Source organism: Hymenobacter convexus, from assembly GCF_030580955.1.
In the GTDB taxonomy this organism is placed as follows: domain Bacteria; phylum Bacteroidota; class Bacteroidia; order Cytophagales; family Hymenobacteraceae; genus Hymenobacter.
On the sequence record NZ_JAUQON010000003.1, the window covers coordinates 430,499 to 442,888 of the forward strand.

Genomic DNA, 12,390 nt, shown 5'->3' on the forward strand with positions numbered 1-12,390 from the left:
CTGCGAGTCCACGCTACATTCAATCCCTCCCTATGTCTCTTCCCCTATCCGGCCTTTTGGTTATCGAGTTCAGCCAGTTCCTGGCTGGACCTTCCGCGGGCTTGCGCCTGGCTGACCTGGGCGCGCGCGTCATTAAAATTGAGCGACCGGGCACGGGCGAAGCCGGCCGGCAGATTGCCATCAAAAACCTGTTTGTGGAAGGCAGCAGCCTGGTTTTCCACACCATCAACCGCAATAAGGAATCGTACGCGGCCGACCTGAAAAACCCCGCCGACCTGGCCTTGGTGAAGCAACTGCTGGCGCAGGCCGACGTGATGACCCATAACTTCCGACCGGGCATCATGGAAAAAATCGGCCTCGATTACGACGCCGTGCGCGCCCTCAACCCGCGCATCATCTACGGCGTGGTGACGGGCTACGGCCCCACCGGCCCCTGGGCCACCAAGCCGGGCCAGGATTTGCTGATTCAATCCATGTCGGGCCTCACATATCTATCGGGCACGCAGGACGACGGACCGACGCCCTTTGGCATCGCCGTGGCCGACATCATCTGCGGCTCGCACTTTGCGCAGGGCCTACTGGCCGCGCTGCTCAAACGTGGCAAAACCGGCCAGGGCGTACTGGTCGAAGTAAGCCTGTTGGAGTCGGTGCTCGACATGCAGTTTGAGCTGCTCACCACCCACCTGAACGACGGCGGCCAGCTGCCCCAGCGCGGCGCGGCCCGCGGCACCGCCCACGCCTACCTCAGCGCGCCCTACGGCATCTACCAAACCCAGGACGGCTACTTAGCCCTTGCCATGGGCAATCTGGATAAACTCGACGCCAAACTGAGCACGGGCATTCTGGCCGACTACCCCACCGCCAGCTCCTGGTTCGATGGCCGCGACGACATTACCGCGCGTCTTGCCGCAGCTTTGCGCCAACAACCCACCGCCGAGTGGCTGAAGCAGCTGGAGCCACTGGGCATCTGGTGTGCCGAGGTGCTGAACTACCAGCAAGCCACCAGCAGCCCCGGCTACGAGGTGCTGGGCATGCAGCAGCTTGTGAATTTGACGGATGGTCAGCAGTTGCCAACCACACGCTGCCCCATTCGGATTGATGGCGAGAAGCTGTACTCGACTAAAGCTGCACCGAAGCCAGGGCATGATACGGATGTTATTCGGGCAGAATTTGGGTTGGGCACGTCCACCGCGACAATCTTACAAGCCGGCGCCCCCTCTCTTTTGAATAGGGGGTCGGAGGGTGAGGTTGACGCAGGCGCCAACCCCCTGGCGGGCCTCCTAGTAGTCGATTTCAGCCAGTTCCTTTCCGGTCCTTCCGCCGCCTTGCGCCTGGCCGACCTCGGTGCCCGCGTCATCAAAATCGAGCGGCCCGAAACGGGCGACATCTGCCGGCACCTCTACACTTCGAACGTCATCATGAACGGCGAGTCGTCGGTGTTTCACGCCATCAACCGCAACAAGGAAAGCTTTGCCGTTGACCTCAAAAATGCCGCCGACCGCGAGCAGGTGTGGGAACTGGTGCGCCGCGCCGACGTGGTGATGCACAACTACCGCCCCGGCGTGATGGAGCGCCTGGGCTTCGACTATGCCCGCGTGAAAGCGCAGAACCCCAACGTGGTATACGGCGAGATATCCGGCTACGGTACCGAAGGCCCCTGGCGCGACAAGCCCGGCCAGGACCTGCTGCTGCAATCCGTGTCGGGCCTGACCTGGCTGAGCGGCAACGCCGACGCCGGCCCCGTGCCCATGGGTTTGTCCATCGTCGACATGCTGGCCGGCGCGCACCTGGCGCAGGGCCTGCTGGCCTGCCTGGTGCGCCGTGGCCGCACCGGCGCGGGCGGGCTGGTGCAGGTGAGCATGCTGGAATCGGCCTTCGATTTTCAGTTCGAAACCCTCACCACTTTCTTCAACGACGGCGGCGCGCTGCCCCAGCGCACCCGGCACAACAACGCCCACGCCTACCTCGGCGCGCCCTACGGCATCTACCAGACCAGCAACGGTTTCCTAGCCCTGGCCATGGGCTCGATTCCGAAGCTGGGCCAGCTATTGGGCTGCGCATCATTGCTGAATTACCCAGAACCCGCACAAGCCTTCACCCAGCGCGACGAGATAAAAGCCACGCTGGCCGAGCACCTGAAAACGAATACGACCGAAGCCTGGCTGGCCATCCTGGAGCCCGCCGACATCTGGTGCGCCAACGTGCTGACCTGGGATAAGCTGCTGGCGCACGAAGGCTTCGCGGCGCTGAATATGGTGCAGGAAGTGACGATGGCCGACGGCTACGCTTACCGCACCACGCGCTGCCCCATCCGCCTCGACGGCGAGCTGCTCACCTCATCCAAAGGCTCGCCGCAGCTGGGCCAGGACAACGCGGCCCTGCTGCGCGAAATAACTGACTTTCAATTCACTCGCCATGAGACCTGAGCTCCCCCCGTTTCGGATTGCCGTACGCCAGTTTGGCCCGTTCGAAAGCGCTATGGCGAAGCTGTGGGCCAGTTTTTGCCAGGAAACCGGCTGCGCACTGAACGTAGAAATGGTGCCCATGGATTTGCACCAGCTCTACGCCAGCCTGCTCACCGATAAGGGCCTGCAGAATGGCAACTGGGACGTGGCCCACATTAACACCGACTGGCTGCCCGAAGCCGCCAGCACCGGCGCGCTCGAAGACCTAACGCCCTACATCCGGCAAAATCCCCCAATGGGTTTCCCCACAGGTTGGAGTCCTTCGCTGCTCGGGATGCAACAGGTCGGCTATGCCGTGATGGGCTTGCCATTTCACGACGGGCCGGAGTGCCTCATCTACCGCAAAGACCTGTTTGAGAGCCCGCAAGAGCAAGCTCGTTTCCAGCAACTGCACGGCCGGCCGCTGCAAGTGCCCGAAACATGGGAAGATTTCCAGACCGTGGCGCGCTTCTTCCAGCGGCCGGCCGACAACCTGTTCGGCTTCGTCGCCGCCGGCTTCCCCGACGGCCACAACACGGTGTTCGATTTCTGCCTGCAGCTCTGGACGCACGGCGGCCAGCTGGTTGATGCGCAGGGCCACGTCCGCATCGACAGCGCGGCGGCAGCGGAGGGCCTCGCCTTCTACCGCCAGTTGCTGCGCGACCCGTCCGCCGGGCACCCGCAGACCATGCAGTACGAGTCGGTGGCGGCCGGGCAGGCGTTTGCGCGGGGCGAAGCGGCGATGATGGTGAACTGGTTCGGCTTCGCGGCCGTGTGCGACGTGGACGCGGCCTGCCCGGTGCGCGGCCGGGTCGACATTGGGCACATTCCGCACGGCGCCAGTGGGCAGTCGGCTTCGCTGAACGTGTACTGGCTCTACGCCATTGGGGCAGGCAGCCGCTACAAGACCGTCGCCTACGATTTTTTGCGCTTCGCCATTCACCCCGAAAACGATAGGCTCTTGACCCTGGAAGGCGGCATCGGCTGCCGCCTCTCCACCTGGCACGACGCCGAAATCAACGCCCTCGTGCCCTACTACCACAAGCTGGAAATGCTGCACCAGCAGGCCCAAAGCCTGCCGCCCAAGGCCAACTGGGCCCGCATTGCCGACATCATCGACGAGGTGGTGCGGCAGGCCATCAACACCGATGCGCCGGTGACGGAACTGCTTGCCGCCGGCCAACAGAAAATTAACGCGCTCGACCATGTTTAAGCTGGAAAACACCGAGATTCCCTACCTGCCTGTGCTCCCGCAGCGGCCGCTGCCCATCGTCATTATCGGCGCGGGCGGCATTGTGAACGACGCGCACTTGCCGGCCTACCGCAAGGCCGGTTTTGAGGTCGTCGGCATCACCAACCGCACCCGTGCCCGGGCCGAGAAGCTGGCCGCCGCGTGGGGCATTCCGCACGTGTACGACACGGTGGCCGAGGCTGTGGCCCACGCGCCCGCCGAGGCCGTGTACGACATCACCATCATGCCCGAGCAGTTTGTGGAAACCCTCAACCAGCTGCCCGACGGCGCCGGCGTGCTGATTCAGAAACCGATGGGCGACTACTTCTGGCAAAGCCAGGAAATTCTGGAAGTGTGCCGCCGCAAAAACCTGGTGGCCGCCATCAACTGCCAGCTGCGCTTTGCGCCCTACGTGGCCGCCGCCCGCGAGATGCTGCGCCAGGGCCTCATCGGCGAGCTGTACGACCTGGAAGTGCGCGTGACGCTGGAAACGCCCTGGGAGTTGTTCCCGCACGTGATGGTGCATCCGCGCCTCGAAATTCAGTACCACAGCATTCATTACATCGACCTGATTCGCAGCTTCCTGGGCGAGCCTAGCCGCGTAATGGCCAAGACCTTGCGCCACCCGGCCAAGGCGTTGTCGTCGTCGCGCTCCACCATTTTGTTTGATTACGGCGCCACCATGCACGCCGTCATCAACACCAACCACGACCACTCCTTCGGCCCCGAAAACCAGGAGAGCTTCATCAAGTGGGAAGGCACGAAAGGCGCTATTAAAGCCCGCATGGGCCTGCTGATGAATTACCCGCACGGCGTGCCCGACAAGTTCGAGTACTGCCTGATGAAGGAAGGGGAAGCGCCGGTTTGGCACACGGTAGCGCTGGAAGGCTCGTGGTTTCCGGATGCTTTCATGGGTACGATGGGCAGCCTGATGCGCTTCAAAAACGGCGAAACCGACATGCTGCCCACCAGCGTGGAAGACGTGATAAAAACCATGGCCGTGGTGGAAGCGGCTTATGCGTCGAGCGACGGCAAACAGTAGCTTGGACTCTGCGAGTCCGAGCGCGCGCGCAGCGAGCATCTGCGCCAGGTTCAATTATTCATTTGCGGACGCCGGATGCTCGCCAGGCTCGCGCTCGGACTCGCAGAGTCCAAGCTACACTTCTCATGTACTTCAAATCGACCTTTTTCGAAGACTACACCATCGGTGAAAAGCGTGTGACCTTAGGCCGCACCATCACCGAAACCGACTTCGTGGTGCACGCCGGGCACACCGGCGACTTCTTCCCCCACCACCTCGACGCGGAGTGGTGCAAAACCCAGCCCTTCGGCCAGCGCATCGCGCACGGCACCATGATTTTCAGCATCGGCATCGGCCTCACGGCTTCTGAAATCAACCCTGAAGCTTTCTCCAAAGGCTACGACCGGCTGCGCTTTATCAAGCCCGTTTTCATCGGCAATACCATCCATTCCGAAGTCACGATTTCGGCCAAGGAAGAAAGCAAAAAGCCCGGCTACGGCACCGTGACCGAGCACGTGGAAGTCATCAACGAGCACGGCGAAGTGGTGCTAGCCTGCGACCATTTGCTGGTGGTGAAATTACGCGCCTAATTCCCTGACTTAACTCTCTAAAATCCCACCCAATGGCCCTTGCTCCCGCTTCCATTCCGCCACCTATTGCCACGGGCGGCTCCGTCAGTGCCCGCACCTATCTGCTGCCTTTTAGCTTGGTGGTGGGCGTGTTCTTCCTGTGGGGCATGGCGCACAGCCTCGATTCCATTCTGATTCCGCACCTCCAGAAAGCCTGTCAGCTCAACAACCGGCAGTCCACCTTCGTGGATACGGCCGTGTTTCTGGCCTACTTTCTGATGGCTATTCCAGCCGGCATTCTGCTCAAGCGGCTGGGCTATAAGACGACGATTATCCTGGGCTTGCTGGCCTTCGCGGGCGGGGCCTTCCTGTTCGTACCCGCCGCCGATGCCCGCTCCTACGGCTTATTTCTGACCGCGCTATTTATCATCGGCTGCGGGCTGACTACCCTGGAAACCGCCGCCAACCCCTACGCCGCCGTGCTCGGCCCCCCCGAATCCTCGACGAGCCGACTGAACCTGGCGGCGTCGTTCAACGGGCTGGCGGTTTTTGTGGCCCCCATCATCGGCGCCAACCTGATTTTATCGGGCAAGGAATACACCAAGGCCCAGCTGGCCGCCATGCCCGATGCCATCCGCAGCACCTACCTCAACCACGAAGCCGCGGCCGTGAAGCTGCCTTACATTGTGCTGGGATGCGTGCTGGTGGCCGTGGCGGTGCTGTTCTTTTTCAGCAAGCTGCCCGAGGTGCGGGCTGCCGAGGCCGAGCCCTCGGAAGGCGGGGGCTTCTTCGCGGTTCTGAAACACCGGCACCTCACCTGGGCCGTGGTGGCGCAGTTTTTCTACGTAGGGGCGCAGGTGTGCGTCACGAGCTTCTTCATCCGGATGGCCAAGCAGGGGGCCGGCGTGGATGAGAAAACGGCCGGCTACTACCTGGCCGTGTACGGGTTGCTGTTTATGGTGGGGCGCTTCATTGGCACCGCCTTGCTGAAGTACATCGCCTCGCAGAAGCTGCTGTCGATTTATGCCGTTGTGGCCATGGCGCTGTGCGCGGTGGCCGTGTTCGGCGATGGGGCCTACGTCATCTACGCCCTGGGCGGCCTGGGCTTTTTCATGAGCATCATGTTCCCCACCATCTTCGCCTTGGGCATTGCCGGCCTCGGCGACGACACCAAGCCCGGCTCGTCGTGGCTGGTGATGTCCATCGTGGGCGGCGCCATCATGCCGCCGCTCATGGGCACCCTCATCGACCTGCGCGGCGACAACATCCAGATTGGCTACCTTATTCCAATGGTGTGCTACCTGGTGATTCTGCTGTTCGGGATGTACGGCTACCGGGTGAAGGGGCGGCTGGTGTAGCAAACTTCAACTGCCTAAATCGGGCCGTCATGCTGAGCTAAGCGCAGCGCAGTCGAAGCATCTCTACTGCTTCGTTGCAGGCGTTGATAATGACTTACTCAGTAGAGATGCTTCGACTGCGCTGCGCTTAGCTCAGCATGACGGTCAAAATATTCAAGCTCAATAACCACCTCATGGCTTTACGCTTGCTCCCCAAGGCTCTCCTGCTGCTCGCGCTGCCGACGCTCGGCCTGCTGCCGGCCCCGGTGTGCGCCCAGCAAGCTGCCGACTTAGAAGCCGCATTCAAAAAACCGCCCGAAGCTGCTAAGCCGTGGGTATTCTGGTACTGGATGAATGGGGCGGTGACCCCGGCCGGCATTACCGCCGACCTGGAAGCCATGAAAGAAGCCGGCATCGGCGGGGCGTACCTGATGCCGATAAAGGACGTGGAGAACCCGCCGGCCATTTCGCCGCCGGCCCGGCAATTGTCGCCGCAATGGTGGGCCATGGTGAAGCATTCCATGCAGGAGGCCGACCGGCTGGGCCTGAAGCTGGCCATGCACGTCAGCGACGGGTTTGCGCTGGCGGGCGGGCCGTGGGTAACACCGGAGTTGTCGATGCAGCACGTGGTATCGGCCCAGACGCAGGTGACGGGCGGCAAAAAACTGAGCCTGGCGCTGCCCCAGCCGCCCCGGGTGCAGGGCTACTACCGCGACATTGCCGTGTACGCCTACCCCACGCCCACCGGCAGCACCGTGTCTACCGTCACCCAAAAGCCACACATAACCAGCAGCCTGTCCGGCGAAAACCTGGAACTGCTGGCCACGCCCGGCAACAAAAAAGGCTTCAAAACCAGCGAACCAGGCTGGATTCAATACGCGTTCGACCAGCCGTTTACCTGCCGCAGCATCCGCATCCGCTCCAACGGCTATAACTACCAGGCCAACCGCCTGCTGGTATCCGTGAGCGACGACGGCCGCAGCTTCCGGCCCCTCACGCGCCTGCGGCCGCCGCGCAGCGGCTGGCAGGACAGCAGCGCCGTGACCCACGCGCTGCCCGCCGCCACGGCCCGGTTTTTCCGCTTCGCCTACGACCCCGCTGGCTCCGAGCCGGGCGCAGAAGACCTCGACGCGGCCAAGTGGAAACAGTTGCTGAAAGTGTCGGAAATCCAGCTTTCCGGCGCGGCGCGCATTCACCAGTTCGAGGGCAAAAACGGCGACGTGTGGCGCGTAAGCCAGCGCACCACGCCCGCCCAACTGCCCGACGCGCAATGCGTGCCGCTAGGCAAAGTCCTCAACCTCATCGACAAGCTCGACGCTACCGGCCGCCTGACCTGGACCGCGCCGCCCGGCCGCTGGACCATCCTGCGCATGGGCCACACGAGCACCGGCCAAATCAATACCACCGGCGGCGGCGGGCGCGGGCTGGAGTGCGACAAGTTTAATCCTGCCGCCGTCAGCCTGCAGTTTGACAAGTGGTTTGGCGAGGCCGTGCGGCAGGGCGGGCCGGAGCTGGCGGCGCGGGTGCTCAAGGTGTTCCACGTCGATAGCTGGGAGTGCGGCTCGCAGAACTGGTCGGCCAATTTTCCGGCCGAATTTCAGCAGCGGCGGGGCTACGACCTGCTGCCCTGGCTGCCCGTGATGGCGGGTGTGCCGCTGGGCAGCGCCGACCAGTCGGAGCGGGTGCTGGCCGATGTACGACAGACCATTGCGGAGCTGGTAAATGACAAGTTCTACGTGACACTGCGCGACCTGGCCCACGCCAAAGGCTGCACGTTTTCGGCCGAGGCCATCGCGCCCACCATGGTGAGCGACGGCCTGCTACACTACCAGCACGCCGACGTGCCGATGGGCGAGTTCTGGCTGCGCAGCCCCACCCACGACAAGCCCAACGATATGCTCGACGCCGTTTCGGGCGCGCACATCTACGGCAAAAACATCGTGCAGGCCGAGGCCTTCACCGAGCTAAAGCTGGCCTGGGACGAGCACCCCGGCATGCTCAAAGCGTTGCAGGACCGCAACTACGCGCTGGGCGTCAACCGCCTGGTGTACCACGTGTTCGTGCACAACCCCTGGCTCGACCGCAAGCCCGGCATGACGCTGAGCGGCATCGGCCTGTTCTTTCAGCGCGACCAAACCTGGTGGAAGCCCGGCCGCGCCTGGGTCGACTACGCCCGCCGCTGCCAGGCCCTGCTGCAGCTGGGCCGCCCGGTGGTGGACGTGGCCGTGTTCACCGGCGAGGGAACTCCGCGCCGCGCCGTCCTGCCCAACCATTTGGTGGATGACCTGCCTGGCATTTTCGGCCCGCAGGCGGTAGCCGCCGAGCACCAGCGCCTCGCCAACGCGGGCCTGCCCATGCGCGAGCAGCCCGAAAAAGTCTCCGCCTCGGCCAATATGGAAACCGCCGAAATGCTGGTCGACCCGCTGCACGGCTACGCATACGATTCCTTCAACAAAGACGCGCTGCTCAGGCTAGCGAAGGTGGAAAATGGCCGCATTGTGCTGCCCGGCGGCGCCAGCTACGGCCTGCTGGTGGTGCCGGGGCCGTTGAAAATGAGTCCGGACAGCACCAGCATGTCGCCGGAGGTAGCCGAGAAGCTGGGGAAATTGGCCAACGATGGTGCCACTATTATAATTGACAGGAAGCCAAACCGCTCTCCTTCACTTGGAGGCTACCCATTCGCAGATAGGCCGGTGCAAAAAATGACGACAGAATTGTCTGATACAACAATTCTTCGAGACCATATGCTGCGCTTTTATCTTGGTCCTTATCGTGGCACTTCTTTTGAGCCCTTGGGCTTGGCACCGGATATTTTAGCAACCAACTCTGCCAACGGCCAGCGGGCCCGCAACATCGCATGGACGCACCGCACTGCGCCGGAGTTCGACATCTACTTTATTTCCAATCAACTCGACTCGGCCCGCACCATCAACCTGAGCATGCGTGTGGCCGGGCGGCAGCCGGAATTGTGGGATGCCGTGACCGGCGAAACCCGCGCGGCTACTGATTGGAAAATCAAAAACGGCCGCACCATGCTACCGCTACGACTCGACCGCAACGGCTCCATATTCGTGGTGCTCCGCGAATCGACAACGAAACAAAGTGCGCAGGACGGTTTCAACTGGCAGGAAACGCAGTCGGCGCAAACCCTCGCCGGCCAATGGCAAGTTCGTTTCGACCCGAAAATGGGCGGGCCGGCGCAGCCAGTGGCATTCGCCCAACTCACCGATTGGAGCAAGCACCCGGACGCTGCCATCAGCCATTATTCAGGCACCGCTACTTACATCCAAAGCTTCCGCTGGCAGCCGCCTAAGCACCTGAAGAAACAGAAAGGGCAACTCGCCGGCGCGCCTTCGCCCCAGGTTTATCTGGACCTCGGCACGGTCGCCAATCTGGCCGAAGTGCGGGTGAACGGCCAGTCCTGCGGCATCGCCTGGACGCCCCCCTACCGCCTCGACATCACCCAAGCGCTGAGGAAAGGCGACAATCAGCTCGAAATCAGCGTCACCAATACCTGGGCCAACCGCCTCATCGGCGACCAGGCCCTGCCCGCCGACCAGCGCCAAACCTGGACGCCCGCGCCCGCGCCGGCCGCGGGCAAGCCGCTGCTGCCAGCCGGGCTGCTCGGGCCGGTGCGCGTCGGCACCGGCAGCATCTCCACCTTTCCCATCCAAAACTGATGAACGATTATGCAGGTATTTCTTAAAAAACTTGGCCTTGGGGTGTTGGCGGTGGCTTTGGCCGGCCCGGTTTTCGCCCAGCAAAAGGCCCTCGTCAACACCTCCGCCAGCACCCACGCCAAGCTGAGCAGCGTGGATATGGGCAGCGTGACATGGACCACCGGCTTCTGGGCCGAGCGGTTCGACGTGTGCCAGAAGTCGATGATTCCGACCATGTGGGCGCTCTACCACTCCGACCGGAACCACGCCTACAAGAACTTTGAGATTGCCGCCGGCCAAGCCCAGGGCGAACACAAGGGCCCACCCTTCCACGATGGCGACTTTTTCAAGTTGGTGGAAGCGCTGTCGGCATCCTACGCCGTGACCCACGACCCCAAGCTGGATAAGCAGCTCGATGAGGCCATTGCGCTGATTGTGAAAGTGCAGCGGCCCGACGGCTACCTGAGCACCCAGAGCACCATCGCAGAGCTGAACAATCCGGGCCAGAAGGCGGCCTTCAAGAACCGGCTGAATTTTGAGACTTATAACCTCGGCCATTTGATGACGGCCGGCTGCGTGCACTACCGCGCCACGGGCAAAACCACGCTGCTCGACGCGGCGAAGAAAGCCACTGATTACCTGTACAATTTTTACAAAACGGCCTCGCCCGAGCTGGCGCGCAACGCCATTTGCCCGGCGCACTACATGGGCGTGGTGGAAATGTACCGCACCACCCACGACCCGCGCTACCTGGAGTTGGCCGAGAGCCTCATCAACATCCGCGGGCTGGCGGCCGACATCGGCACCGACGACAACCAGGACCGCCTGCCGTTCCGCCAGATGCAGAAGGCCGGCGGCCACGCCGTGCGGGCCAACTACCTCTTCGCGGGGGCGGCCGACGTGTACGCCGAAACCGGCGACAAAACCCTGCTCACGACCCTCAACCGCATGTGGGACGACGTGACCCAGCACAAGATGTACGTGACCGGGGCCTGCGGGGCGCTCTACGACGGCGTATCGCCCGACGGCACAGCCTACAAGCCCGATACGGTGCAGAAAATCCACCAGGCTTACGGGCGCGACTACCAGCTGCCCAACCTCACGGCCCACGGCGAAACCTGCGCCAACATCGGCAACGTGCTCTGGAACTGGCGGATGCTGCAAATAACCGGCGACGCCAAGTACGCCGACGTGATGGAAACGGCGCTCTACAACAGTGTGCTGTCCGGCATCAGCCTCGATGGGCAGCGCTTCCTCTATACCAATCCGCTGGCGTACTCCGCCGATTTGCCGTTTTCGCAACGCTGGTCGAAAGAGCGGGTCGACTACATCAGCCTCTCCAACTGCTGCCCGCCCAACGTGGTGCGCACCATCGCGGAGGTGAACAACTACCTGTACAACGTGTCGGACAAAGGTCTGTGGCTGAACCTCTACGGCGGCAATAACCTGAACACGAAGCTCAAAGACGGCTCGTCCCTCAAGCTGACCCAGGAAACGAATTACCCCTGGGATGGCAGCGTAAAAGTGACCCTGCAAACCGCCCCGAAGAAGCCGTTCTCCATGTTTTTCCGGGTTCCCGGCTGGAGCGAGGACGCCACGCTGCTCGTGAACGGCCAGCCCGTGGCCACAACCCTCACGCCCGGCAAATACGCCGAAATCAACCGCCGCTGGAAGGCCGGCGACAAGGTGGAGCTGCAGCTCCCAATGCCCGCGCAACTGCTGGAAGCCAACGCCCTGGTCGAGGAAACCCGCAACCAAGTGGCCGTGCGGCGTGGCCCCGTGGTGTACTGCCTCGAAGCCCGTGACCTGCCCGCCGGCAAGCCCCTCAGCGGCCTGATTGTGAATGCCAATACCGTGTTAACGCCCCGCCACACCACCATCGCCGGTTCCGACGTGGTGTGGCTGGAAGGCCAGACTGCCTTCGCCGACAACTCGGCCTGGAAGGGCCAACTCTACCATCCCCTTTCCCGGGAAAAGCCGGCCACCGTGCCGTTTAAGCTGATTCCGTACTACGCCTGGGGCAACCGGGGCCGCAACGACATGGAGGTGTGGCTGCCGGTGAGTCGGTAAAAGAGCGATGTAGAGACGCGACCCTTCGCGTCTCGGCGTTCGCGCCCCCGCACCGATTC

The 12,390-nt window shown here is 62.8% G+C and carries 7 protein-coding genes; all 7 read left to right on the forward strand.

Going from position 1 to position 12,390, the window contains the following annotated elements:
* Positions 1–32: 32 nt before the first annotated feature.
* The 7 genes from Q4S41_RS08510 to Q4S41_RS08540 all read left to right on the forward strand — a co-directional run bounded on the left by Q4S41_RS08510 (position 33) and on the right by Q4S41_RS08540 (position 12,331).
* Entirely contained in the window at positions 33–2,426 is a 2,394-nt protein-coding gene (locus Q4S41_RS08510; protein WP_305030684.1) for a CaiB/BaiF CoA transferase family protein, read from the forward strand.
* Positions 2,416–3,657 carry an extracellular solute-binding protein gene (locus tag Q4S41_RS08515; protein ID WP_305030685.1) on the forward strand — a complete coding sequence of 414 codons (1,242 nt, stop codon included), beginning with the start codon at positions 2,416–2,418 and terminating at the stop codon, positions 3,655–3,657. Before Q4S41_RS08510 ends, Q4S41_RS08515 begins: the two co-directional genes overlap by 11 nt.
* Positions 3,650–4,717, forward strand: coding sequence for a Gfo/Idh/MocA family protein (locus tag Q4S41_RS08520; protein ID WP_305030686.1), 1,068 nt, complete (start codon positions 3,650–3,652; stop codon positions 4,715–4,717). The genes Q4S41_RS08515 and Q4S41_RS08520 overlap by 8 nt, the downstream gene beginning before the upstream one ends.
* Before the next feature lie 125 nt (positions 4,718–4,842).
* Positions 4,843–5,286, forward strand: coding sequence for a MaoC/PaaZ C-terminal domain-containing protein (locus Q4S41_RS08525; protein WP_305030687.1), 444 nt, complete (start codon positions 4,843–4,845; stop codon positions 5,284–5,286).
* Between the two features lie 32 nt (positions 5,287–5,318).
* Positions 5,319–6,623: an L-fucose:H+ symporter permease gene (gene fucP / locus Q4S41_RS08530; RefSeq protein ID WP_305030688.1), complete on the forward strand. Its 1,305-nt coding sequence runs from the start codon at positions 5,319–5,321 to the stop codon at positions 6,621–6,623.
* A 173-nt stretch (positions 6,624–6,796) separates the two neighbouring features.
* Positions 6,797–10,282 (forward strand): glycosyl hydrolase, encoded by a 3,486-nt coding sequence (locus Q4S41_RS08535; RefSeq protein WP_305030689.1) that lies wholly within the window; start codon positions 6,797–6,799, stop codon positions 10,280–10,282.
* A gap of 9 nt (positions 10,283–10,291) precedes the next feature.
* Positions 10,292–12,331, forward strand: coding sequence for an aceric acid hydrolase (locus tag Q4S41_RS08540; protein ID WP_305030690.1), 2,040 nt, complete (start codon positions 10,292–10,294; stop codon positions 12,329–12,331).
* Positions 12,332–12,390: the final 59 nt, after the last annotated feature.

What these genes read in the sequence shown, in the direction of transcription:
- Q4S41_RS08510 (WP_305030684.1), top strand. Translation starts at nt 33, where the DNA reads ATGTCTCTTCCCCTATCCGGCCTTTTGGTTATCGAGTTCAGCCAGTTC.
- Q4S41_RS08515 (WP_305030685.1), top strand. Translation starts at nt 2,416, where the DNA reads ATGAGACCTGAGCTCCCCCCGTTTCGGATTGCCGTACGCCAGTTTGGC.
- Q4S41_RS08520 (WP_305030686.1), top strand. Translation starts at nt 3,650, where the DNA reads ATGTTTAAGCTGGAAAACACCGAGATTCCCTACCTGCCTGTGCTCCCG.
- Q4S41_RS08525 (WP_305030687.1), top strand. Translation starts at nt 4,843, where the DNA reads ATGTACTTCAAATCGACCTTTTTCGAAGACTACACCATCGGTGAAAAG.
- fucP (WP_305030688.1), top strand. Translation starts at nt 5,319, where the DNA reads ATGGCCCTTGCTCCCGCTTCCATTCCGCCACCTATTGCCACGGGCGGC.
- Q4S41_RS08535 (WP_305030689.1), top strand. Translation starts at nt 6,797, where the DNA reads ATGGCTTTACGCTTGCTCCCCAAGGCTCTCCTGCTGCTCGCGCTGCCG.
- Q4S41_RS08540 (WP_305030690.1), top strand. Translation starts at nt 10,292, where the DNA reads ATGCAGGTATTTCTTAAAAAACTTGGCCTTGGGGTGTTGGCGGTGGCT.